Raw genomic sequence first — 23,175 nt, forward strand, 5'->3', positions numbered from 1 at the left:
CACCGGCCCGCGGGACGAACCGCGCGACCCCGCCCCCAAAGCAGAGAAAGCAGAGCAAATGCCCCCTTCGGTGCCGGCAGAGCACGCCGGCCGCGCGGGGACCGGCCGGCCCCTCCGCCCGCCCGTCCCCCTCGATCCCCGGCGCGATCCCCAGACCGGCCGGGCACCCGCCCACCGGGCCCGGCCCACCCCGCCACGGTGGCACCGGCTGGAGGCGAAACTGTCGCCGTACGCCTACATATCGCCGTTCTTCCTGCTGTTCGCGGCCTTCGGGCTGTTCCCGCTGGCCTACACCGCCTGGGTCTCCCTGCACGACTGGAACCTGCTGAAGTCCGAGCACGCCTTCGTCGGGATGGGCAACTTCCAGGAGCTGCTCGCGGACGGCTATTTCTGGAACGCGGCGGTCAACACGCTGTCCATCGGGGTGCTGTCGACGGTGCCGCAGCTGCTGTTCGCGCTGTGGCTGGCCCACCTGCTGAACCGCCCGCTGCGCTACCAGACCCTGTTCCGGGTCACCCTGCTGCTGCCCAACGTGACCAGCGTGGTCGCAGTCGTGGTGATCTTCAGCCAGCTCTTCGGCCGCGAGTTCGGCATGATCAACGCGGTGCTGACCGCCTTCGGGTTCGACCGGATCGACTGGCAGGCGGGCACCGCGACCAGCCACGCCGCGCTGGCCACCATGATCATGTGGCGGTGGACCGGCTACAACGCCCTCATCTACCTGGCCGCCATGCAGGCGGTGCCGCGCGAGCTGTACGAGGCGGCCACCATCGACGGCGCCTCGGCGTTCCGGCAGTTCCGCGGCATCACGGTGCCGATGATCAAGCCGACGATCGTCTTCACCGTCATCGTCTCGACCATCGGCTCCATGCAGATCATCGCCGAGCCGATGCTGTTCGGCGCGCAGGTGAGCGCCGCGGCCATGCCGACCGGCGGCGCCGACCGGCAGTTCCAGACCCTGGGGCTGTTCCTGTACGAGAAGGGCTTCCGCAATTTCGAGTTCGGGTACGCCTCCGCGGCGGCGTGGGTGATGTTCCTGCTGGTGGTGCTGGTGGTCGGCCTGAACTACATGCTGATCAGGCGGATGCGCGGAGGGCTGGCGTGAGCGCCCGGGCGCGGGCCGGCGCCGTGCGCCGCAACCCGCTGACCTACCTGACGCTGCTCGCCATCGCGTTCTTCTCGGCGTTCCCCATCTACTGGAGCGTGGTGGTCGCCTCGCACGACAACGCGGCGATGGCCGAGCTGCCGCCGCCGCTGCTGCCCGGCGGCAACCTGTTCGCCAACATCGCCCGGGTCTTCGACACCGCGCCGTTCGCGCTCGCGCTGGTCAACTCGGTGGTGGTCGCCGGGGCGATCACCGTGTCGGTGATGCTCTTCTCCACGCTGGCCGGGTTCGCGTTCGCCAAGCTGCGCTTCCGCGGCCGCAGCGCGCTCCTGATGATCACCGTCGGCACGATGATGGTGCCCGCCCAACTCGGCATCATCCCGCTGTACCTGTTGATGATCAAGCTGCAGTGGAACGGCACCATCGCCGCGGTCATCGTGCCGTCCCTGGTCAGCGCGTTCGGGGTCTTCTTCATGACCCAGTTCCTGTCCCGCGCCCTGCCGAGCGAGCTGCTGGAGGCCGGTCGGGTCGACGGGGCCTCCACCATCCGGCTGTTCTGGCACGTGGTACTGCCGGTGGCCCGCCCGGCGGCCGCGGTGCTCGGCATGCTCACGTTCATGACGGCCTGGAACGACTACTTCTGGCCGCTGGTCGTCCTCACCCCGGACGACCCCACCGTCCAGGTGGCGCTGTCCTCGCTGGCCAGCGGCTACGTCCAGGACTTCACGCTCGCGCTGGCCGGCACCGCGGTGGCGACGCTGCCGCTGGTCACCGTCTTCGTCCTGCTCGGCAGGCAGATCATCGGAGGGATCATGCAGGGAGCGGTGAAGGGATGACCATCACCCGTCCGGACACCCGGCAGCGGGAGCTGCGCTTCCCCGACGGCTTCGTCTGGGGCGCGGCCACCGCCGCCTACCAGGTCGAGGGGGCCGCCGCCCAGGACGGCCGCGGGCCGTCCATCTGGGACGCCTTCTCCCACACCCCCGGCAACGTGGCCAACGGCGATACCGGGGACGTGGCCTGCGACCACTACCATCGGTACGCCGACGACGTGCGGCTGATGGCCGGCCTGGGGCTGCGCGCCTACCGGTTCTCCGTCTCCTGGCCCCGGGTGATGCCGGCCGGCCGCGGGCCGGTCAACGCCGCCGGGCTGGACTTCTACGACCGGCTGGTGGACGAGCTGCTCGGGGCCGGCATCGCGCCGTACGCCACCCTGTACCACTGGGACCTGCCGCTCGCCCTGGAGCGGACCGGCGGCTGGGCGGCCCGGGACACCGCGGCGCGGTTCGCCGAGTACGCGGCGATCGTGCACGACCGGCTCGGCGACCGGGTCGCCATGTGGACCACGCTCAACGAGCCGTGGCTGATCGCCTTCCTCGGCTACGCCTGGGGCATCCACGCGCCGGGCCGCACCGAGCCGGCGGCCGCGTTCCGCGCCGCACACCACCTGCTGCTCGGGCACGGCCTGGCCACCACCGCGCTGCGCGCGGGCGGCGCCCGCCAGGTGTCGCTGACGTTCAACCTCTCCCCCATCGAGGGCCCGGAGGAGGCGGCCCGGCCGGTGGACGGGCTGATGAACCGCCAGTTCCTGGAACCCGCGCTGCGCGGCCGCTACCCCGCCGACGTGCTGGCCATCGCCGAGCGGCACGGCGGCCTCGGCCACATCCGGGACGGCGACCTGGCGCTGATCGACCAGCCGATCGACGTCATCGGCATCAACTACTACAACCCCTCCACCGTCTCGCTGCGGCCCGGAGCGCCGGCGAACCCGGCGTTCCCCGGCACCGAGGGCGTCCACTTCGAAGCGGCCACCGGGCCGACCACCGCCATGGGCTGGCCCATCGTCCCCGAGGCGCTGACCGCGCTGCTGCTGCGCCTGTCGCGGGAGTACCCGGAGGCCGGGCTGCTGGTCACCGAGAACGGCGCGGCCTTCGAGGACACGCCGCGCGAAGGCGCGGTGCCCGACCCCGACCGGGTGGCCTACCTCGACGGCCACCTTCGGGCCGCGCACGCCGCCATCGAGGCAGGGGCCGACCTGCGCGGCTACCTCGTCTGGTCGCTGCTGGACAACTTCGAGTGGCACGATGGGTACCGCCGGAGGTTCGGGATCGTGTACGTCGACTTCGAGACCCAGCGGCGGCTGCCCAAGGACAGCGCGCTGTGGTATCGGGACGTCATCCGGCGCAACGGCCTGCCCCGGTGACCTGCCGGCCGAACAAGACAGGGAGCACATGAAGCGTCCCACCCTCGAGGCGGTCGCCGCGCGCGCGGGCGTCTCCCGGGCCACCGTGTCGCGGGTCGTCAACGGCCGCTCGACGGTCACCCCCGAGATCCGCGAGGTGGTGCTGCGCGCCGTGGACGAGCTGGGGTACGTCCCCAACTCGGCGGCGCGCAGCCTGGTGACCCAGCGCACCGACTCGATCGCGCTGGTCATCTCCGAGCCGGCGACCCGGGTGTTCTCCGACGACCGGCTGTTCTCGATGGTGATCCGCACGGTGGGCGCCGAGCTGGAGACGGTGGACAAGCAGATCGTGCTGATGCTGGCCGGCACGCCGGGCGGGCACGCGCGGGTCGAGCGCTACATCTCCGGCGGCCACGTCGACGGGGTGCTGCTGCTGTCCATGCACGGCGGCGATCCGCTGCCCGCCGCGCTCACCAGGATGAGCGTGCCGGTCGTCTCCTACGGCCGGCCCGCGGTGGCGGTGCGGATGCCGTACGTGGACAACGACAACGTGGGCGGCGCCGCGGCGGCGGTGCGGCACCTGCTGGCGACCGGCCGGCGACGGATCGCCACGATCGCCGGACCGCAGGACATGATCGGCGGCCAGGATCGCCTCACCGGTTACCGGGACGCGCTGCGCGGCTCGGACCGCCGCTCGATCGTCGCGGTCGGCGACTTCACCCGGGCCTCCGGGGCCGCGGCGATGCGGCAGCTGCTGGAGGACGACCCGGGGCTGGACGCGGTGTTCGCGGCGAACGACGCGATGGCGATCGGCGCGCTGCAGGTGCTGCGCCGGGCGGGGCGCCAGGTGCCGGCCGACGTGGCGCTGGTCGGGTTCGACGACATCGAGGCCGCCCGGTACACCGATCCGCCGCTCACCACGGTGCGGCACCCGATCGTCGAGATGGCCACCGCGATGGTGCGGCTGCTGCTCACCCCGCCCGCCGAGCGGGCACGCGACCACATCATCCTGCCGAGCCGGCTGGTCGTCCGCGAGTCAGGCTGAGCCGGGCCGGCCCGGGCGGCCGAGCGCGGCGGGGATGCGGTCCAGCACCCGGTAGGGCAGTAGCCCGTAGGCGTGGAAGTCGACCCGGTCGCCGCCGGCCGCCCGGGCGGCGCGCACCTTGGCGGCCAGCCGGTCGGCGGAGTCGGTGTCGGGCGGGCCGGGGCGCAGCACGACGCGCAGCTCGCGGTCCGGGCCGACCGAACGGCGGTAGGCGGCCACGTCGTCGGCGACCCGGGCCGGGTCGCGGGCGTAGGCCGGTACCCCGAAGGACGGCACCAGGTCGCCGAGCGCGACCAGGTCGACGCCGAGCTGCCAGGCGTCGTGCGCGGCCAGCCCGGCCGGCGGCAGCCCGTCGGCGTGCCCCTTGTGGTGCCCGGTGCCGTCCAGGAAGGTCAGCGTGGCCCCCTCGGCGCCGACCGCGGCGGCCACCTCGCTGACCAGCGACGTCACCGTCTCGGACCGGGCGCGGGCGTAGGCCACCACGTCCGGGCCGGCGTAGGCGGTGAGCGCGGCCCGGGTCACCTCGCCCTGCGCGGGCGGGTCACCGTCCAGCACGGCGCCGACGATGCGGGTGCACTCCTCGCGGGCGACCTCCGCCTTGACGCCGAGGTCGGTGGCCCGCCGCATGCACCACGCGCAGAAGCAGAGGCCGAACAGGTACTCGTCCATCGGGCCGAGCGGGACGAAGCACCGCTCCTGCCGGTAGCCCTGGGCGAACCCCCCGAAGTGCAGCGACTCGGCCACCACGCCGGCGACGCCCTGCCGGGCCACCGCGCGGGCGAGCGCGACGGCGTAGCGGCGCACGTCCGGGTGGGCCGGGCACAGGCCGGCCGGGTGGCCGCGCCCGCCGAAGCAGTCGCGCACCGTGACCTCCGGGTCGGCCCGGCCGAGGGTGACGTTGCGCAGGAAGACCGCCCAGCCGTGCACGGTCATGCCCCGCTCGCCGGCCGCGGCGACGATCTCGGCCAGCGGCCGCCCGGCGGCGCCCGGCTGCACCGGCGGCACCAGCCGCAGCCCGTCGAACAGCCCGGCGGGCGGCGGGAAGTGCACGCCGTCGGCCCGCAGCGTCACCCGGGACGCCCCGTGCGGGGTGACGTCCCGCGACGCCTGGCCGGCGGCGCCGACGGTGACCTGGCGCAGGCCGTATCCGGCGACCCGGTCGAGCACCCGGCCGGCGCCCTCGTCCCGCACGTCCTCGACATAGACGTAGAGCGAACCGTCCACCGCAGCCGCGCCTTTCCACCGAGCCCGCCGGGAATGTCCTATGTCCCCGCCGACCCTATCTCGCAGCGGAGGTACCGCGGATCCAGCGGCGGGCGGGCCCGCAGCAGCTCGCGGGCGCGGCCCCGGGGGAGGTTCCAGCCTGCCCACCCCTCGTCCCGCGGCGCGGCCGCGGCCATCCGGTACAGCAGGCAGCTGCGCGCCGGCTCGGGGAGCCGGTCCACCACCGGCACCGCGTCAGCGCCGAGGTCGGCCAGGTACCGCACGTCCAGCCGGTCCACCCCGCGGGCCTGGATCTGGGTCTCGGCGATCCGCTGTTCGGGGTTCCAGCCGGCGAACGCGAGGAAGGTCACCGCGGTGACCAGCACCACCGCCCGGGGCAACCGGGCCGGCGACCGCCCGGCGAGCCGCAGCACCCCGGCCGCGAGCACCATGACGAAGATGGCGCCCAGCCACCAGATGGTCGCCCCCACCGAGGCGCGCAGCCGGGTCAGGCCGTAGGCGTCGGTGTACAGGCCGAGCCGGTGCCAGGCGGAGACCAGGACGACCAGGGTGAGCACGCACAGCGGCCCGAGCGTGGCGGCCAGGACCCGGCGTTCCTCGCCGGCGAGCAACCCGGCGATCGCCACGATGCCGAGCACCAGCACGCTCACCGTCATCAACTGGAAGAAGCCGGACCGGGCGTATTCGGCGTAGGTGAGGCCGGCCGTGCGCAGGACCTGGCGGTTGCCGCCGAACAGGGTGGTGAGCTGCAGCGCGACGAACGCGGCGAACAGCAGGTCCACCGCCACCAGCGGCGGCAGCCACACGCCGCGGGCGACCGGCCGGCGCGGCCGGGGCACGGCCGGCTCGGCCACCGGGCGCAGCGCGACGAGCGTCGCGGCGCCCACCAGCGCGGCGAACCCGGCGAACATCACCAGCCGGACCGGCACCGAGGTCGCCCACTCGGGCGTGGTCACCAGGCGTTCCACCAGGGCGGAGAACACCGGGTCGGCCGAGGCGAACAGCAGCCCGAACACCGCGGTCAGCAGCGCGGCCAGGCCCAGGCCGGCCGCGAGCGGCCGGAGCCGCCACCGGCCGGCCGTGCGCTTCAGCGGCGCGGCGAGGAACCACGGGACCGGCACCGCGGCGAACGCCACCGACACCCCGCCGAGCAGCACGCCGAGCCACCCGCGACCGCCGCCCGCGACCGCGAGCGAGGCCAGGCCGAACCCGCCGAGCAACGCCGGCCCGGCCAGCCACCCGCCGTCCCGGAGCAGGACGACGGCCACCACTCCGTAGGCCAGCACGCCGCAGGCCGCCGTCCACGGGGTGACCCGGTGCCGGGCGGCCGGCAGCACCGCCGCCCCGGCGGCGACGGCCACCAGGAAGGTGCCCACCCCGGCCGGCGCCTCCGGCAGGACGACCGCGGCGAGCAGGCCGACCGCCGCGGCCAGCGGCAGGGTGGCCGGCGGCGTCTCGGGCAGCAGCGGGCGCGGCAGCAGCGGCGGCGGCACGTACCCGGACGGGCCGCCGCCGCTTGGCGGGCGTCCGCCCGGCGTGCCGCGGCCTTCGGCGGCGCCGAGCGCGGTGCCCAGCACTCCGCCGCCGGCGGAGAAGACGATCAGCACCACGATGCCGGGGAAGGCGCCGACCAGCAGGTCGACGAAGAGTGCCACGCACACCCCGACGACGAACCCGCAGGCCAGGCCGAGGGAGCCCCCGGCCAGCGCCCGCTCCCGGGCCGCGTCCTGCCCCAGGCCGGTGGCCCCGCCGGCCACCGGCCCGCCCGCCCCGGCGGCCACCGGCCGGTCCGCACGAGCGGCCACCAGCCGGTCCGCCCAAGCGGCCGGCGACCGGCCCGCACCGGGTGCCGGCGGCCCGTCCGCACCCGGGACCGGCGACCGGCCCACATCGGGTGCCGCCGGCGGGTCCATGCCGGGGGCGGGCGGCCGGTCCGTGGCGGAGGGCCGTCCCGCCGCACCCGGGGCGGCGGGCGGTTCCGCGGCCACCGGCCCGGCGACCCCGGCGGGCGCGGGCGGACCGCCGGCCGGCTCCCCCGGCTCGCCCGCGAGCCGGGCCGGGACCTCCCTCCCGGCCGCGGTCGGGGCCGGGAGCCCGCGCGCGACCGGCGGGGGCTCGGCCGCCGTCCCAGCGTCCATGTCCATGATCCTTCCGGGCAGGTCGACGGCCATGTGGCAGCCGGCGCGGGATTCGGCGACCCCGATCGAGCCGCCGTGCAGTTCGACGATCTCCTTGACGATGGCCAGGCCGAGCCCGGCGCCACCCCGGTCCGCGCCGCGCGCGGTGTCCAGCCGGGAGAAGCGCTCGAACACCCGGGCGCGCTCGGCGACGGGGATGCCCGGCCCCCGGTCGGCCACGGCCAGCCGTACGCCGGAGCCGGCCGGGCGGCCGGTGAGGCGCACCACGCCGCCGTGCGGGCTGTGCCGCACGGCGTTGTCCAGCAGGTTGGCGAGCACCTGGGCGAGCAGGGCCGGATCGGCGCGGGTGGCCAGCCCGGCGGTGACCTCGACGGACACCGTCACCTCCTCGCGGGCCAGCCGGGCCTCCCGGGCGGCCTGCTCGCACAGCGCGCCGAGGTCCACCGGCTCGGCCTCGATGGTGCGGGCGCCGGAGTCCAGCCGGGACAGGTCCAGCAGCTGGGCGACCAGCCGGCCGAGCCGCTCGGTCTGGGCCAGCGCGGTGCTCAGCGTGGCGGGCCGCGGCTCCGACACCCCGTCGACGAGGTTCTCCAGCACCGCCTGCAGGCCGGCGATGGGCGTGCGCAGCTCGTGGCTCACGTTGGCCACCAGCTCACGCCGCTGCCGGTCCACCTCGCCGAGGTCGGCCGCCATCGCGTTGAACGCGCGGGCCAGCTCGCCGACCTCGTCGCGGGAGGTGGCCCGGACCCGCATGCCGTACCGGCCCTTGGCGATGGTCTGGGCGGCCGCCGCCATCTCGCGCAGCGGCCGGGTCATCCCCCAGGCCAGTACCTGCACCATGACCAGGCTGAGCAGCGCGGCCAGCCCCATCCGCAGCGGGCCGGCCACCCCGGCCGCCCGGCCGTACTCGTTGACGGCGAACGCGGTGGCCACCGCGAGCAGGATGAGCAGGCCGAGCTTGGCCTTGATCCGGCCGAGGAAGTCGAGCGGTCTCACGGCCGGACCAGCGCGTAGCCAACGCCGTGCACGGTGCGCACGACACCGGAGCCGAGCTTGCGGCGCAGCGCGCGCACGTGGCTGTCCACGGTGCGGGTCGCCGCCGCCTCGGAGAACCCCCAGATGTCGGCGAGCAGCCGCTCGCGCTCGAAGACCTGCCCGGGGCGCTCGGCCAGCCGGCGGAGCAGGTCGAACTCGGTGCGGGTGAGCCGGACTTCGGCGCCGCGCACGAACACCCGCCGTTCGGCGGTGCTGATCTCGACGTCGCCGGCCCTGATCACCGCGTCCTCGCCGGCCAGCTGCCCGGCCCGCTCGACCCGGCGCAGCAGCGCGTGGATGCGGGCCACCAGCTCGCGCATGCTGAACGGCTTGGTCAGGTAGTCGTCGGCGCCCACTCCCAGCCCCACCAGCACGTCGGTCTCCTCGGCGAGCGCGGTGAGCATCAGCACCGGCACCGGCCGGGCGGCCTGCACCCGGCGGCACACCTCCAGGCCGTCCATGCCGGGCAGCAGCCGGTCCAGCACCACCAGGTCCGGCTCGAACGCCGCGTACGCCGCGAGCGCCTGCCCGCCGTCGCCGGCGACGCGCACGTCGAACCCCTCGGCCGCCAGGCGGTTGCGCACCGCCGACGCTATGGTCTCGTCGTCCTCGATGACCAGGACCCGTCGCTGCTCTGCCACGCCGGCAAGCCTAGGTCGCTCTCGTGCAGACCTCCCTGGGCGAGATGTGCAGATCTCATGCAATCTTGGTTTGCTTGATCCTGTGACATATCTGGATGTTTCCGGCTACCTTCGCCGGCTGCGGCTGCCGGTCCCGGACGGGCCGCCGAGCGCCGCCGCGCTGCGGCGGCTGCATGCCGCCCACGTGGAGACCGTGCCCTACGAGACCATCCACATCTGGCTGGACCACGCCACCACCATCGACCCTCATGACTCGGCCGCCCGGGTGCTGCGCGGCCGGGGCGGCTACTGCTTCCACCTCAACGGCGCCTTCTCGCTGCTGCTGGCCGCCCTCGGCTACCAGGTCACCCGGCACCTGGGCGGCGTCCAGGGCTCGGCGGACGACCCGGCGGGCGCCGCGGGGAACCATCTGGCGCTGACGGTGTCCGGGCTGCCGTCGCCCGAGTGCCCGGACGGCGTCTGGCTGGTGGACGTGGGCCTCGGCGACGCGGTGCACGAGCCGCTGCCGCTGGTCGAGGGCGAGTACCGGCAGGGGCCGTTCACCTACCGGTTGCGGCGCTCGACGGCCGAGCCGGGCGGCTGGCGCTTCGACCACGATCCGCGCGGCGCCTTCTTCGGCATGGACTTCCGCCCGGAACCGGTGGACATGTCGGCGTTCCAGGCCAAGCACCACTTCCTGTCCACCTCGCCGGAGTCCGGGTTCCGCACGGCGCTCGCGGTGCAACGACGGGACGCCACCGGGGCGGACGTGCTGCGCGGGTTGCGGCTGACCCGGCTGGGCTCCGGAGAAGGCGCGAGCACCGTGGGCTCCGCCCGCGACTACTTCGAGGTGCTGGCCGACGTCTTCGGCCTGACGCTCGCGGACGTCACGCCGGCCGAGAAGGACGCGCTGTGGCGGCGGCTCGGCGCGGCGCACGAGAAGTGGCTCGCCGCCGCCGGGGCGACCGGCCCGGCGGAGGGGTGACCGGGTGACCGGTGCTCCCGGCGGCGGGAGCGCGCCGGCCGGTCACCCGGCCGGGAACGCGGCGCCCGGACCGGCGCGGTGGTCCGGGCGCCGCGGGCTCCGCCGATCGGCGAGCTCCGCGGGGGGCGGCGGGCTCAGCAGCCGATCGGCGAGGAGCCGAAGGCCACGTCGTCGTACCAGATCGTGTCGCTGTCGGACCCGTAGGCCTCCCAGCCCAGGCGCAGGGTGGCCGGGCGCGGCGCCGTGGTCCGGCTCAGCCACTGGGAGTCGATGTCCCGGGTGGGGGTCTGGTCCAGGTGCAGGCCGGCCACCTCCTGGTCGTCGAGGTAGGTGCTCATCGCCTGCTTGGTGGTGTCGATCTGGTACCGCAGGCACACCCACCGGTTGGTGGGCAGCGGCGTGCTGAGGGCGACGCCCGTCGGGCTCTGCTCGGGGAGGGTGGCGTCGTCGGACTCGCGGTTCCACTGCAGGGCCGCGTTCTGGCCGCCGATGCGCAGGTCCTTGTTCCCGTTCGCCGCGTCGGCCATGGTGATCATGGTGACGTGCGAGGTGGGCAGCGCCGTGGTGTGCCGGACCCACATCCGGGCGTAGACCACCGGGCCCACCCGGGAGACGTCCTTGGTGGTGCCGACGAACATGTGGTTGCAATAGTTGCCGCCGCCGGCGACCTTCAGCGACCGGCCGCCGCCGTGCGCCACCGAGGTGTCGATGGTCGCGGTACCGGTGCCCGAGCAGTTCGGCGTGACGACCTGCCAGTCACCGCTCGGCGTGCCGCCGGTCTGGTCCTCGAAGCCGGAGCAGACGACCGCGCCGGAGCAGCCGGCGGGCGTGCTGGGCGTCGGCGTCGGGGTCGGCGTGGGGCTGGGGGTGATCGTGGGGGTGGGAGTGGGCGTCGGCGTGGCGGTGGGCGTGACCGTGGGCGTCGGGGTGGGAGTCGGGGGCGGGGTGGGCGTCGGCAGGCCCGACCCGTCGCAGCGCACGCCGTTCAGCGCGAAGTCGGCGGGCGTCGGGTTGGATCCGGTCCAGGTGCCCTGGAAGCCGAAGTCGGCGGCGCCGCCGGTGGGCAGCGAGCCGTTCCAGGCGACGTTGGCCGCGGTGACGGCGGTGCCGGACTGGGTGACGGTGGCGTTCCACGCCGAGGTGACCCGCTGCCCAGCGGCGAAGGTCCAGCTCAGCCGCCACGAGCCGACGGCGGCACCGAGGTTGGTCAGCCGGACCTGGGCGGTGAAGCCGCCGGTCCACTGGTTGGGCGTGTAGTCCACCTTGCACACCGGGTCGGCCGCCGCGGCGGGCGGGACGAGCACGGCGCCCAGCGCCGCGAGCAGTGACAGCACCGCGACGAACCAGGCCGGCCGGGACAGGCCCGGCGGGGGCGCGGGAACACGCATGGAGGTCTCCCTTTCACTAATGGGAGCGCTCCCACACGCCGGGCCGGGACCGCTCGCCGCACTCGACCGCCGATGGTCGCCGCCGGACCGGCCGGGTGTCAACGCCCTGGCGGGCGGCGGCCCGGTGACCTCGCGCTGCGCGCCGCCGGGCTGAATCTTTCAGCCCGGACCGGCCGGCTCCGCCGGGCCGCGCCCGGCCCGCAGCTCCCGCTTGAGCACCTTGCCCAGCGGGTTGCGCGGCAGCGCCTCGACGATCTCCAGGCGCTCGGGAAGCTTGTAGGAGGCGATGCCCTTCTCCCGCAGGAACGCGACCACCGAGGCCAGGTCGATCTCGTCCCGGGGCACCACGACCGCGCACACCCGCTCGCCGAGCACCTCGTCCGGGTAGCCGACCACGGCCACCTCCACGATCGCGGGATGGCCGTCCAGCAGCGCCTCCAGCTCGGCGGCCGAGATGTTCGTCCCGCCCCGGATGACCAGGTCTGCGGTACGGTCCACGTACCGCAGGTAGTCGCCGCGCGGACCGGCGAACTCGAAGACGTCCCCGGTGACCAGGTAACCGTCCGCGTCGAACGGGTCGGCGCCGGCGGTGCCCGGCAGGTAGCCGGCGAAGACCGTCGGCCCCGCCAGCCGCAGCTCCCCCGGCCGTCCCGGTTCGGTGATCTCCGCGCCGGTGACCGGGTCCACCAGCCGGACCCGGGTGGCGGCCAGGGTGCCCGGCCAGTCGCGGCCCGGCACGCCCGGCCGCGGGAAGAAGCGGGCGCGCTCCTCGGGATCGGGCATCGCGGCCGGATCGGACAGCAGCGCGATGCCCTCGTTGGAGCCGAAGAAGTTGATGATCGCGACGCCGTGCCGCTCCTGCCAACCCTTCACCATCGACGGCGGCAGCGGCGCCGAGCCGGAGCCGATCCGAGTCAGGGACGAAAGGTCGTATCGCTCCGTCATCTCCGGCCGGTGCAGCAGCATGGTGAGCAGCGCCGGCGGGGCCAGCGTGTAGGTGACGCGCTCGGCGGCGATCTGGCCGAGGAAGATGTTCAGGTCGAACGGGTGGTGCTGCACCAGCCGGAATCCGGTGCGCAGCCAGGGCAGCAGGATGCCGCCGATGCCGGCCATGTTGACCATGGGGAAGGGGTTGAGCACCACGTCGTCGCCGGTCAGCCCGGGGGCGGCGGTGGTGGTGGCCTCGACGGCGAACCAGTCGTAGTGGCAGCGGGGCACGCCCTTCGGCGTCGCCTCGGTGCCGGAGGTCCAGCAGATCGTCACCGGGTCGTTGGGATCGGTGACCAGGCCCTTCAGGTGGGCCCGCAGCGCCGCCGCGTCACCGGTCGCGGTGGCCAGGTCGCCCGCCGGGTCGCCGAAGGCCAGCACCGCCGGAGGGTCCGGCACCTCCAACCGGCGGACGATCTCGGCGTTCTGCCGGTCGCCGAGGCGCTCGCCGGTGACCAGGACCCGCACGCCGGCCGCGGTGACCACCTGGGCCAGCTCGTGCTCGCGGTACTGCACCGGCAGCGGGGTGACCACCGCGCCGATCCGGGCCACCGCCAGGAAGGCCGCCACCAGCTCCACCCCGTTGGGCAGCTGCACCGCGACCACGTCGCCCTGGCCGGCGCCGGCCGCCAGCAGCACCGCGGCCAGCCGGTCGACCTCCGCGTCCAGCTCGGCCCAGGTGAGCCGCCGGGCGGCGCCGTCCAGCAGGCCGGGCCGGTTCGGCGGGTCGGCCACCGCGACGTCCGCCGGGCGCTCGGCCACCCGGTCCCGAAGCAGCCGGTCGACGGTGTCGTCCCGCCACCATCCGGCCGAGGTGTACCGCTCGACGCGCTCGGCGGGGTGTAAACCCATCGCCACTCCCCTCCACGGATGATCGCGAGACTAGGGAAACCGGGCGCCGGGGGTCAATGGGCGGGCGGCGGCCCGCCCAGGTCGAAGTGGATCTCCCGGCGGGCCAGCGTCCCGTGGCAGAACCGGCACACCAGCACCGGGCGCAGCGGCGTCCCGCACGGCCGGTGGGTGATCGCCAGGTCCGACCCGGCCGGCCCGGGCAGCTCGCGCTGCGCCCAGTCGGTGAGGAAGGCCAGCACCTCGAAGAAGGCCAGCCCCTGGTCGGTGAGCCGGTAGGCGCCCTCGGTGTCGGTCCGGAGCACGCCGAGCTCGGTGAACCGTTTCAGCCGGTCGGTCAGCACCGAGGGCGCGATGCCGATCTCCTGCTGGAAGTCGACGAAGCGCCGGATGCCGAGGAACGCGGCGGCCAGCACCGACGTGCTGCGCCGGTCGCCGAGGATCTCCATGGAGTGCGGGCAGTAGCCGATGTAGTCCTCCCGGCCGCTCCCGGCCCGGACGGTGCGCCGGTGGTGCCGCGGCAGGCCCACCCGGTCGAACGTCGCGAGCGGTCCTCGGACGGTGCGGGTGTCGCGGGCGGTCATCGGCTTGCCGCACCCGCCGCAGCCCAGGTACGGGCGGGCGTCGGCGCCGCAGGAGTCGTGCACCAGGGTGAGCAGGCCGGGCCGGTCGGCCCAGTCGCGCTCCCAGCTGTGGATGGCCACCAGGAACGACCACAGCCGCAGGCCCGGCCCGGTCAGGCGGTACTCGCTGCGGGTGCGGCCGTCGCGGTAGGGCGTCCGCTCGAAGATGCCGTGCGCGACCAGCTCCTTGAGCCGGACCGCGAGCACCGACTCGGAGATGCCGAGCTCGTCGCGCCAGCCGGCGAACGTGCGGATCCGCAGCAGGAAGGCACGTTGCAGGATCAACAGGACCCACCGGTCGGCCAGGATGCCGAGCGCGCGGCCGAGCGCGCTGCGGCCGTCGGCGGCACCGGCCGCCGGCGCGACCGGCGGATTCGTCGTCTCCACCGCGCCACTCTAGACGCGCCACTCTGGACGGCGGGTCCGATCCGGGTGCCCGGTTCGGCAGGGTGAGGTAACCCGGCGGCGCGTTGACGGGCTGACTTCTTTTTACGTAGTTTGCCGGAGTGACGGAACGCCTCGCGGCGGTCGCCGCGGTCCTGGACGAGCCGGGTCAGGCCAACCCCTACCTGCTCGGCGTGTACGCCCCGGTCCACGAGGAGACCACCGCGGAGAACCTCAAGGTGATCGGCGAGATCCCGCGCGACCTCAACGGCGTCCACCTGCGCAACGGCCCCAACCCGCGCCACCCGGTGCACGGCCGCTACCACTGGTTCGACGGCGACGGCATGGTGCACGCCGTCCACTTCGAGAACGGCCGGGCCCGATATCGCAACCGGTACGTCCGCACCGCCGCCTTCGCCGCCGAGTCCGCCGCCGGCCGGGCCCTGTGGTCGGGGGTCATGGAGGATCCGTCGGGCAACCCGCCCGGCAACACCCACGGGATCGCGCTGAAGGACTCGGCCAACACCGACGTCATCTTCCACCGCGGCCGGGTGCTGGCCACCTGGTATCTGTGCGGCACCCCCTACTCGCTGGACCCGCTGTCGCTGGAGACGCTCGGCGCCGAGACGTTCCTGGACACCCTCGCCGGCGACATGATGGCCCACCCCAAGGTGGACGAGCGCACCGGCGAGCTGTTCTGGTTCGACTACGGGCCGCGCCCGCCGTTCCTGCGCTACGGGGTGGTCGGCCCGGCGGGCCGGGTCGAGCACTGCGTGGAGCTGGACCTGCCGGGCGCCCGGCTGCCGCACGACATGGCCATCACCGAGCGGTACGCCATCTTGATGGACCTGCCGCTCTTCCAGGACCAGGCGGCCGCCCGCCAGGGCAGGTACAAGCTGACCTTCGACCGCGCCCTGCCCGCCCGCTTCGGGGTCATCCCGCGCCGCGGCTCGGCGGCGGAGATCCGCTGGTTCGAGGCGAACCCCTGCTACATCTACCACGTGGTCAACGCCTGGGAGGAGGGCGAGGAGATCATCCTGGACGTCTGCCGGGTGTCCCGGCCGGCCCCGCGCGGCTCGGGCGGCCCGCTGGCGCGGATGCTCTCCTATCTCAAGCTCGACGCGCGGATGTACCGCTACCGGTTCGACCTGCGCACCGGGCGGACCACCGAGGGACACACCGACCCCGAGCGCAACACCGAGTTCCCCTCGATCGACGCCCGGCGCACCGGGGCGCCCACCCGGTACGCCTACAACGTGTCGGTCAAGGACGCCGAGACCAACCTGTTCGACGGCCTGGTCCGCTACGACAACGTGACCGGCGAGCGGCAGGAGCACCGCTTCGGCCCGCACCGCTACGGCAGCGAGGCGTCCTTCGCGCCGCGCGACGGCGGCACCGGCGAGGACGACGGCTACCTGGTCACCTTCGTCACCGACGAGCGGGAGGGCGCCTCGGAGGTGCAGGTGCTGGACGCCGCCGACCTGGCCGCCGGGCCGGTCGCCCGCGTCCTGCTCCCCACCCGGGTCCCGCTGGGCTTCCACGCCACCTGGGTGCGGGCCGACCAGCTTCGGACCGCGGGCGAGCGCGGGTGAGCGGGCGGCGCCGGTGAGGATCGGGGTCTCCCTGGGCCTGTGGCAGGACCGCCCGCCGGAGGAGGCGCTGCGCACCGCGCGGATCGCCGACGAGCTCGGCTACCCGGAGCTGTGGATCGGCGAGATGGCCACCTACGACGCGTTCGCGCTGGCCACCGCGGTCGGCGCCGCCACCTCCCGGATCGGCCTGACCGTCGGGCCGCTCGCGGTGACGGTCCGCGACCCGATGATGATCGCGATGGGCGCCGCCTCGGTGGCCGGCCTGTCCGGGCGGCGGGTCGGCGTCGCGGTCGGCACCTCCAGCCCCACGGTGGTGCGCGACTGGCACGGCCGGCCCACCGCCGGCTCGGCCACCGCGCTGCACGAGACGGTGCGTGCCCTGCGCCCGCTGCTGGCCGGCGAGCGGTCGGACTTCGCCGGAGAGCGGGTGCGCAGCCGCGGGTACCGGCTGCGGCTGCCCGCGCCGCGCTCGGAGCTGACCGTCGCGGCGTTCGGCCCGCGGGCGGTGCGCGCCGCGGCGCTGGCCGACCGGATGGTGCTCAACCTGGTCACCCCGGCCGGCGCCGCCGGACCGGTCGCCGCGCTGCGGCGGCTGGCGCCGGACGTGCGGGTCGCCGCCTGGGTGGTGGCGGCCGTCGACCCGGGTCCGGCGGCGGTGGCCCAGGTCCGGCGGGGCGTGGTGCCCTACCTGGCCGCCCCCGGGTACGGCGAGATGTTCGCCGAGGCCGGCTTCGGCGAACTGGTGGCGTTCGCGCGGACCCGGCCGCACCCGCGCGAGCTGCTGGCCGCGGTGCCGGACGCCCTGCTGTCGTCGGTGGCGCTGCTCGGCGATCGCGCCGAGGTGAGCGGCCGGCTGGCCGCGTACGCCGCGGCGGGGGTCGGCGAGATCGCGGTGGTGCCGGCCTGCACCGACGACGACCCGGCCGGCGCGGCGACGCTCGAGGCGCTGGCCGGTTGACGTGGCCGGTCGACGTGGCCGGTCGACGGCGGCGGAACTCCGCCGGGCGCGCCGCTCGTTCACCTGGGGACGGATGACCGCGGGAGGGGGACCCCTGCCGCGACGGACGGAAAGGCCGACCATGTCGCCACTCGGGAAGTACTACGTCGGCGCGGCGATCGCGGCCGTGCTCGCCCTGCTCCTGTTCGACGGCCTGCTGGCCGGGCTGATCGTCGTCGCGGTGCTGGCCGCGCCGGCGGTGGCCTACTTCATGCTGGACGAGTCGCAGCGCGCCCGGCTGCGCCGGATCCGCCGCCGCCAGATCGGCCGCTGAGGCGGCGCGGCCGGCCGGTCAGGCCTGCGGGCCGGCCGGCGCGGCCGGGGCGGCGGCCTCGACGCGCTCGCGCACCCGCCGGGTCACCCCGCGCTCGACCACGAACGACAGGAACGGCACCGTGCCGGCCAGCAGCACGCCGAGGGTGTACGGCCACGACCAGCGGGCCTTGAGGCCGAGGTTGAGCGCGGCCAGCAGGTAGACGGGGTAGAGGAAGCCGTGTATCGGGCCGGCGACGGCGACGGGCGCCGAATTGCCGAAGCCGTACTTGGCGACCATGGCGGCGGCCAGCACCAGCAGCATGGTGCCGACGACATAGGCCATCACCCGGAAGGGCTTGAGCGCGGATTCCACGACGGTAACTGCCTCACAGCTAGAGCGGTCAACACACGATATCGAGGATGCGGGCCGGTCAGGCCTGCGGGGACGCGCCGAGCGCCGGGGACGCCGCCTCGGCGCCGTCGTCGGACCGCGCGCCCCGGGCGGCCCGGACGGCGTCGCGCACGTAGTGGAACCAGATGAACACCGCGAACCCGGCGAAGATCCACCACTGCGCGGCGTAGGCGAGGTTGCGCCAGCTGAACGAGCCCGCCACCGTCGGCGGCGGCGCGGCCACCGCCCGCACGCCGCCGGGCACCGGCGCGCCGGTCACCACGAAGCCGTCGCGCACCCGGGCCCCCGGCCACACGTTGATCAGTTCGGCGGTGGAGACCGTCGCCAGCTGCCCGGCGGGCAGCGGCGCGGCGCGCGGCCGGGCGAAGTCGCTCGGCTCGGAGGGCTGCCACCGCCCGCTGACGGTGACCGGCCCGGACGGCGCCGCGGCGGCCGGGTCGCCGGGGGCGGGCACCCAGCCGCGGACCACGGGCACCAGGGTGCCGTCCGCCAGCCGCAGCGGGGTGAGCAGCCAGTAGCCGGTGCCCGATCCGCCGCCCGCCTCGACATCGGGGGCGCGGTCGGCGACCAGCAGCTGCCGGGCGGTGTCGAAGGTGCCCTGGGCGGTCACCCGGTGGTTGGCGGCGCGCGGTGGCACGCGCTCGCCCGGCGCGGCCAGCGAGGTGATCGCGACCGGCGCCGGATCGGTGGCCGCGTGCGGCCGGCCGGACTCCTGGAACACGCCGAGCTGCCACCGCCCGAGGATCGTGAACGCGACGAGCACTCCGATCGCCAGCAGGTGCATGCCCAGCAGGCGGGGCGAGAACAACGTCCGGAGCATGCCCCCACGCTATCCGTCCCGCCCGGCGCCCCCGCCGCTGGGATTCCGCGGGCGCTTTCCGCGACCGGCCGGGACATCCACTGGTGGCCGCCCGCTTTACTCCGCACACCAGGCCGAAGCGGCATAAGGGCCACCAATTGTCGGCGCAGATCGCTAAAGTCGGTCCCATGTCCGAACCTCAGATCGACCCGGCCGGCAACACCCAGCAGTTCAAGGCCTTCGCCCAGCGCCAGGAGCCGGAGCCCGCGCCGGCGCGCCGTTCCTACGTCCTGCCCGTGGCGATCGCCGTCGTGGTGGTCGTGGTCGCGGTGGTCGCCTACCTGATCCTGTCCTGACGTCCCGCCGGCGGGCGTGGTCGCGTCCCGCCCGGCACCGAGCGCCGCCGGCCATCGGCCGCCTGCGCCGCTGAGGCATGCCCGCGGGCCGGTCTCCCGGCCCGCCCCGCCGGTGCCCGGGCGGCGGGCCCGGGCACCGGCGGTGTCAGTGCCGGGAGTCCCGGCGGTGTCAGTGCCGGGAGCCGGAGACGACCAGCGCGCTGCCCCCGCCCCGGCGGGACGGCTCGGCGACCGCCTGCACCTTGCCGCGGCCGAGGAACTCCAGGCCGGTGGCCGCGCCGATCTCGGCCGGCGAGCCCGGCGCGAGCTGCAGCGTGTGGCCGCGGGCGGCGAGCTCGGCGCCGTAGCGGTCGATGAAGGCCTGCTCGGCCTGGGTCGCCGCGGCGTTGCGCTGGCTGGCCCGCGGCGCCGCGAGCGCCTCCGGCAGCGACATGCCGAACTCGAAGCGGTTGACCAGGATCTGCAGCACCGTGGTGATGATGGTCGCGCCGCCCGGCGAGCCGACGGCGAGCAGGGGCTTGCCGTCCTTCAGCACGATGGTCGGCGCCATGGACGAGCGGGGCCGCTTGCCCGGGGCCGGCAGGTTCGGGTCGCCGGGCGCCGGGCCGAAGGTGAAGTCGGTCAGCTCGTTGTTGAGCAGGATGCCGCGCCCGGGCACCACGATGCCGCTGCCGCCGGTCTGCTCGATGGTGATGTTGTAGGCGGCGACGTTGCCCCAGCGGTCGGTGACCGTCAGGTGCGTGGTCTCCGGCCCTTCCGGCTGCTCCTTGCCGGCGCTCGCGCCGGGGGCCGGCGTGCCCGCCGGGCAGGGGTCGTAGGAGCCGTCCGGCGAGCCGGGCGCCGCCGGGTGCGGCATCGCCCGCTCGCCGATCAGGCAGGCGCGCTCCTTGGCGAACCCGTCCGACAGCAGCGCGGCGAGCGGCACGTCCACGTGGTCGGGGTCGCCCACGTACTTGTTGCGGTCGGCGAAGGCCAGCCGGGACGCCTCCAGGTACTCGTGCAGGCCGACCTCGGGCAGCGCCTCCAGGATGTTCAGCCCTTCGCCGACGGTCGAGCCGCCGGAGGAGGGCGGCGCCATGCCGTACACCTCCATGGTCTTGAAGCCGACCTTGGCCGGGGCGCGCTCCAGCGCCCGGTAGGCGCGCAGGTCCGACAGCTCCATCAGCCCCGGCCGCGCCACCCGCGAGGACCCCGGCCGCAGCGGCGGCCGCTTGACGGTGGCGACGACCTCCTGGCCGAGCCGCCCGCCGTACAGCCAGGAGCCGCCGCGCCGGCCGAGCTCGCGGTAGGTGGCCGCCAGGTCGGGGTTGCGGAAGGTGGAGCCGACCGGCGGCGGCGCGCCGCCCGGCAGGTAGAGCGCGGCGGTGGAGGTGAAGTCGGCGAACCGGGCGGCGTTCTGCGCGGTCTGGTCGAAGAAGGTCTGGTCGACGGTGAAGCCGCGCTCGGCGACCTCGGTGGCCGGCCGGAGCGCCTCCTTCAGCGAGAGGGTGCCGTAGCGGCGCAGCGCCAGCTCCCACTGCGCCACGCTGCCCGGGACGCCGACCGAGAGCCCGCTGGTCACCGCGGCGTCGAACGGGATCGGCGCCCCGTTCTCCTGCAGCGACGTCTCGGTCATCGCCTTGGGCGCCTCCTCGCGGCCGTCGATGGTGACGACCCGCCCGCGCCTGGCGTCGTAGTAGACGATGAACCCGCCGCCGGCCAGGCCCGCGGAGTAGGGCTCGGTGACGCCGAGGGTGGCCGCCGCGGCGACCGCGGCGTCCATGGCGTTGCCGCCCTTCTTGAGCACCTGCAGCGCCGCCTTGCTGGCGTCGAGGTCGACGGTGGCCACCGCCCCGCCGTACCCCTCGGCGACCGGCACCTTGGCCGGGCGCTGCCCGTGCCGGTCCGGCGCGGCCACCCCGGCGTCCCCGGGGTCACGGGCGGGGACGGCGGCCTGGGCGGCGGGAGGAAGGACAAGTGTCAGCGACGCGGCGACCCCGGCGAGGGGTACGGTCACGCGGCGAATGCTCATGGAGCACCTCAATCCCTAGATCGCATTGAACATCTATTCACAGGTCCGCGACCGAGGTCAATGATCGTTAAAGTCCACCGCCCTGCATACGGTACGTTATCGTATATATACTGTCTGTAGCCATATGTCGTGTTGATCCGGGCGGTGCGGCACCCGCCGCCGGGCGGCGGCTACCGACGGGGCCGTATCGGGCACTGCGCCGGACGGACGATGCGGCCGGCGGGCGCACCGGCGTACGGTGCAGGCGTGGCCACGTCCCGATACCGCCGGTCCGACCTCGCGCTGCCGCTCGTCGTGCTGCTCTTCCAGGTCTGGGCGACGCTCGGCGCGCAGACCTGGCAGGTGAACAACGGCGTGGACTCCCGGGTGCCGCTGGACCCGCTCGGGTTCGGGCTGCTGGCGGCCGGCCCGCTCGCCCTGACCGCCCGCCGCGCCCATCCGGTGGCCGTGCTGTGGATCACCTCCGCCGTCACCTGCCTGTACATCTGGCTCGGCTTCGCCTACGGCCCGGTCTTCGCCGCGCTGGGCATCGCGGTCGCCAACGCGATCCTCACCGGCCACCGCCGGCACGGCTGGGGCGCCGGGGCGGCGCTGTTCGCCTTCTTCACCGCCTACACCGGCTGGACGCTGGGCAGACCGCAGGACTGGTTCCACCACGGCGCGGTGGCGGCGGTCATCCTGGTGGTGCTGACCGCGGCCGAACTGATCCGCGCCCGGCGCGACCAGCGCCTGGAGCGCGAGCGGGTGCAGCTGGAGGAGTCACGGCGCCAGGCCAGCGAGGAGCGGCTGTCCATGGCCCAGGAGCTGCACGACGTGCTGGGGCACAGCATCTCGCTGATCCACGTGCAGGCCTCCACCGCGCTGCACCTCATCGACGAGCATCCCGAGCAGGCGCGCACCGCGCTGAGCACGATCAAGCACGCCAGCAAGGACGTGCTCACCGAGATGCGCTCGGTCCTCGGCGTGCTGCGCGACGGCGCGCCGCGCACGCCCACCGCGCACCTGGCCCAGCTGGACGAGCTGATCGCACTGGTCGAGCGGAGCGGGACGCCGGTCACCCGCCGGACCACCGGCGTCCCCCGGCCGCTGCCGCCCGGCATCGAGCGCGCCGCCTACCGCATCGTCCAGGAGTCGCTCACCAACGTCACCCGGCACGCCCCCGGCGCCCGCACGGTGGTGACGCTCGACTACGGGCCGCGGGAGCTGCTGGTCGGCGTCGACGACGACGGCGGCACGGCGACGCCCGGCGCGCTGGCGGCCGAGGGCGGCGGGAACGGCATCCCCGGCATGCGGGAACGCGCCGCCGCGCTGGGCGGCTCGCTGGCCGCCGGGCCGCACCGGTCCGGATTCCGGGTCGAGGCCCGCCTTCCCCTGCCGCCCGCCCCGGGCGCCGACCCCGTCGAGGACACCGAGGACACCGAGGACACCGAGGACACCGAGGACACCGAGGGACACTGAATGATCAGGATTCTGCTGGCGGACGACCAGGCCCTGGTGCGGGCCGGCTTCCGTGCCCTGCTGGACGCCCAGGACGGCATGGAGGTGGTCGCCGAGGCCGCCGACGGCGCCGAGGCGGTCCGGCTGGCCGAACGCCACCGGCCGGACGTGGTGCTGATGGACATCCGCATGCCCGGCACCGACGGGCTGACCGCGACCCGCCGGATGCCGGTCGGGGTGCGGGTGATCATCCTGACCACCTTCGAGCTGGACGAGTACGTCTTCGAGGCGCTGCGCGGCGGGGCCAGCGGGTTCCTGGTGAAGGACACCGAGCCGCCCGAGCTCATCCAGGCGGTGCGGGTGGTGGCGGCGGGTGAGGCGCTGCTGTCGCCGAGCGTCACCCGGCGGCTGATCTCCGAGTACGCCTCGCGCGCCAAGGAGCCGCACCGGGCACCCGGGCTGGACCAGCTCACCGAGCGGGAGCGCGAGGTGCTGGCGCTGGTCGCGACCGGCCTGACCAACGACGAGATCGCCGGCCGGCTCTACATGGCCCCGGCGACGGCCAAAACCCATGTGAGCCGCGCGATGACCAAGCTGCACGCCCGCGACCGGGCACAGTTGGTCGTCATCGCCTACGAGTCCGGGCTGGTGCGCCCGGGCTGGCGCTGAGCGGCCGGTACGTGGCCGAACTGGACCGATCTTGACTCGGCCACCGGAGATCACAGCGGGCACCTTGGGTAGCTGATCACTA

Annotated in this window: 20 protein-coding genes; 11 read left to right on the forward strand and 9 right to left on the reverse strand. The window is 74.9% G+C overall.

The annotated features are described in order from the left end of the window. The first annotated feature begins 58 nt into the window (after positions 1-58). The 4 genes from Sru01_RS01250 to Sru01_RS01265 are packed head-to-tail and all read left to right on the forward strand — an operon-like array spanning position 59 to position 4,332. On the forward strand, positions 59-1,105 hold the full coding sequence (locus tag Sru01_RS01250; protein WP_203981928.1) for a carbohydrate ABC transporter permease: 1,047 nt from the start codon (positions 59-61) through the stop codon (positions 1,103-1,105). Beyond that, complete coding sequence (locus tag Sru01_RS01255; protein WP_239136705.1) at positions 1,102-1,941, forward strand: carbohydrate ABC transporter permease; 840 nt, start codon at positions 1,102-1,104, stop codon at positions 1,939-1,941. The genes Sru01_RS01250 and Sru01_RS01255 overlap by 4 nt, the downstream gene beginning before the upstream one ends. After that, positions 1,938-3,308, forward strand: a complete 1,371-nt coding sequence (locus Sru01_RS01260; protein ID WP_203981929.1) for a GH1 family beta-glucosidase — start codon at positions 1,938-1,940, stop codon at positions 3,306-3,308. Before Sru01_RS01255 ends, Sru01_RS01260 begins: the two co-directional genes overlap by 4 nt. Positions 3,309-3,336: 28 nt before the next feature. Continuing rightward, the gene (locus tag Sru01_RS01265) at positions 3,337-4,332 is read left to right on the forward strand and encodes a LacI family DNA-binding transcriptional regulator (protein WP_203981930.1); all 996 of its coding nucleotides are present in this window, start codon (positions 3,337-3,339) and stop codon (positions 4,330-4,332) included. On the opposite strand, the gene Sru01_RS01270 is transcribed toward Sru01_RS01265, so the two are convergent. From Sru01_RS01270 to Sru01_RS01280, 3 genes are read right to left on the reverse strand one after another with little or no spacing between them, the layout of a single operon-like run. Then, positions 4,324-5,556 carry a hypothetical protein gene (locus tag Sru01_RS01270; RefSeq protein WP_203981931.1) on the reverse strand — a complete coding sequence of 411 codons (1,233 nt, stop codon included), beginning with the start codon at positions 5,554-5,556 and terminating at the stop codon, positions 4,324-4,326. The genes Sru01_RS01265 and Sru01_RS01270 overlap by 9 nt on opposite strands. Before the next feature lie 38 nt (positions 5,557-5,594). Then, the gene (locus tag Sru01_RS36100; protein WP_203981932.1) at positions 5,595-8,690 is read right to left on the reverse strand and encodes a DUF4153 domain-containing protein; all 3,096 of its coding nucleotides are present in this window, start codon (positions 8,688-8,690) and stop codon (positions 5,595-5,597) included. Next, positions 8,687-9,370, reverse strand: coding sequence for a response regulator transcription factor (locus Sru01_RS01280; protein WP_203981933.1), 684 nt, complete (start codon positions 9,368-9,370; stop codon positions 8,687-8,689). Before Sru01_RS01280 ends, Sru01_RS36100 begins: the two co-directional genes overlap by 4 nt. Positions 9,371-9,452: 82 nt before the next feature. Between Sru01_RS01280 and Sru01_RS01285 the strand changes: the two genes are divergently transcribed. After that, positions 9,453-10,334: an arylamine N-acetyltransferase family protein gene (locus Sru01_RS01285; RefSeq protein ID WP_239136707.1), complete on the forward strand. Its 882-nt coding sequence runs from the start codon at positions 9,453-9,455 to the stop codon at positions 10,332-10,334. A gap of 134 nt (positions 10,335-10,468) precedes the next feature. Here Sru01_RS01285 and Sru01_RS36105 read toward each other — a convergent pair whose 3' ends face one another. From Sru01_RS36105 to Sru01_RS01300, 3 genes are all read right to left on the reverse strand, one after another. After that, positions 10,469-11,722 carry a cellulose-binding domain-containing protein gene (locus Sru01_RS36105; RefSeq protein WP_203981935.1) on the reverse strand — a complete coding sequence of 418 codons (1,254 nt, stop codon included), beginning with the start codon at positions 11,720-11,722 and terminating at the stop codon, positions 10,469-10,471. 159 nt (positions 11,723-11,881) lie between these two features. Then, a complete protein-coding gene (locus tag Sru01_RS01295) occupies positions 11,882-13,561 on the reverse strand; it encodes a class I adenylate-forming enzyme family protein (protein ID WP_203981936.1) in 1,680 nt (559 codons plus the stop codon). 53 nt (positions 13,562-13,614) lie between these two features. Then, positions 13,615-14,568 carry a winged helix-turn-helix transcriptional regulator gene (locus tag Sru01_RS01300; protein ID WP_203981937.1) on the reverse strand — a complete coding sequence of 318 codons (954 nt, stop codon included), beginning with the start codon at positions 14,566-14,568 and terminating at the stop codon, positions 13,615-13,617. Between the two features lie 119 nt (positions 14,569-14,687). On the opposite strand from Sru01_RS01300, the gene Sru01_RS01305 reads away from it, so the two are divergent. The 3 genes from Sru01_RS01305 (at position 14,688) to Sru01_RS01315 (ending at position 17,428) form a co-directional block, all read left to right on the forward strand. Beyond that, positions 14,688-16,157 carry a carotenoid oxygenase family protein gene (locus Sru01_RS01305; RefSeq protein WP_203981938.1) on the forward strand — a complete coding sequence of 490 codons (1,470 nt, stop codon included), beginning with the start codon at positions 14,688-14,690 and terminating at the stop codon, positions 16,155-16,157. A 13-nt stretch (positions 16,158-16,170) separates the two neighbouring features. Then, a complete protein-coding gene (locus Sru01_RS01310) occupies positions 16,171-17,115 on the forward strand; it encodes an LLM class F420-dependent oxidoreductase (RefSeq protein WP_203981939.1) in 945 nt (314 codons plus the stop codon). Between the two features lie 121 nt (positions 17,116-17,236). Beyond that, positions 17,237-17,428 carry a tail-anchor membrane protein gene (locus Sru01_RS01315; protein WP_203981940.1) on the forward strand — a complete coding sequence of 64 codons (192 nt, stop codon included), beginning with the start codon at positions 17,237-17,239 and terminating at the stop codon, positions 17,426-17,428. Positions 17,429-17,446: 18 nt separating this feature from the next. Here Sru01_RS01315 and Sru01_RS01320 read toward each other — a convergent pair whose 3' ends face one another. Both Sru01_RS01320 and Sru01_RS01325 read right to left on the reverse strand, forming a co-directional pair. Beyond that, positions 17,447-17,782 carry a DUF3817 domain-containing protein gene (locus Sru01_RS01320; RefSeq protein WP_203981941.1) on the reverse strand — a complete coding sequence of 112 codons (336 nt, stop codon included), beginning with the start codon at positions 17,780-17,782 and terminating at the stop codon, positions 17,447-17,449. A gap of 58 nt (positions 17,783-17,840) precedes the next feature. Continuing rightward, complete coding sequence (locus tag Sru01_RS01325; protein ID WP_239136708.1) at positions 17,841-18,641, reverse strand: SURF1 family protein; 801 nt, start codon at positions 18,639-18,641, stop codon at positions 17,841-17,843. Between the two features lie 167 nt (positions 18,642-18,808). Between Sru01_RS01325 and Sru01_RS01330 the strand changes: the two genes are divergently transcribed. Further along, positions 18,809-18,976 (forward strand): hypothetical protein, encoded by a 168-nt coding sequence (locus Sru01_RS01330; protein ID WP_203981942.1) that lies wholly within the window; start codon positions 18,809-18,811, stop codon positions 18,974-18,976. A gap of 169 nt (positions 18,977-19,145) precedes the next feature. Here Sru01_RS01330 and ggt read toward each other — a convergent pair whose 3' ends face one another. Beyond that, the gene (ggt, locus tag Sru01_RS01335) at positions 19,146-20,972 is read right to left on the reverse strand and encodes a gamma-glutamyltransferase (RefSeq protein WP_307811941.1); all 1,827 of its coding nucleotides are present in this window, start codon (positions 20,970-20,972) and stop codon (positions 19,146-19,148) included. 261 nt (positions 20,973-21,233) lie between these two features. On the opposite strand from ggt, the gene Sru01_RS01340 reads away from it, so the two are divergent. Beyond that, entirely contained in the window at positions 21,234-22,445 is a 1,212-nt protein-coding gene (locus Sru01_RS01340; RefSeq protein WP_239136710.1) for a sensor histidine kinase, read from the forward strand. Then, positions 22,446-23,093 (forward strand): response regulator, encoded by a 648-nt coding sequence (locus Sru01_RS01345; protein WP_203981945.1) that lies wholly within the window; start codon positions 22,446-22,448, stop codon positions 23,091-23,093. Positions 23,094-23,175: the final 82 nt, after the last annotated feature.

The sequence above is a fragment of the Sphaerisporangium rufum genome (assembly GCF_016863395.1).
GTDB classification, from domain to species: Bacteria; Actinomycetota; Actinomycetes; order Streptosporangiales; family Streptosporangiaceae; genus Sphaerisporangium; species Sphaerisporangium rufum.

What these genes read in the sequence shown, in the direction of transcription:
- Sru01_RS36105 (WP_203981935.1), bottom strand. Translation starts at nt 11,722, where the DNA reads ATGCGTGTTCCCGCGCCCCCGCCGGGCCTGTCCCGGCCGGCCTGGTTC.
- Sru01_RS01315 (WP_203981940.1), top strand. Translation starts at nt 17,237, where the DNA reads ATGTCGCCACTCGGGAAGTACTACGTCGGCGCGGCGATCGCGGCCGTG.
- Sru01_RS01260 (WP_203981929.1), top strand. Translation starts at nt 1,938, where the DNA reads ATGACCATCACCCGTCCGGACACCCGGCAGCGGGAGCTGCGCTTCCCC.
- Sru01_RS01345 (WP_203981945.1), top strand. Translation starts at nt 22,446, where the DNA reads ATGATCAGGATTCTGCTGGCGGACGACCAGGCCCTGGTGCGGGCCGGC.
- Sru01_RS01265 (WP_203981930.1), top strand. Translation starts at nt 3,337, where the DNA reads ATGAAGCGTCCCACCCTCGAGGCGGTCGCCGCGCGCGCGGGCGTCTCC.
- Sru01_RS01325 (WP_239136708.1), bottom strand. Translation starts at nt 18,641, where the DNA reads ATGCTCCGGACGTTGTTCTCGCCCCGCCTGCTGGGCATGCACCTGCTG.
- Sru01_RS01250 (WP_203981928.1), top strand. Translation starts at nt 59, where the DNA reads ATGCCCCCTTCGGTGCCGGCAGAGCACGCCGGCCGCGCGGGGACCGGC.
- Sru01_RS01295 (WP_203981936.1), bottom strand. Translation starts at nt 13,561, where the DNA reads ATGGGTTTACACCCCGCCGAGCGCGTCGAGCGGTACACCTCGGCCGGA.
- Sru01_RS01330 (WP_203981942.1), top strand. Translation starts at nt 18,809, where the DNA reads ATGTCCGAACCTCAGATCGACCCGGCCGGCAACACCCAGCAGTTCAAG.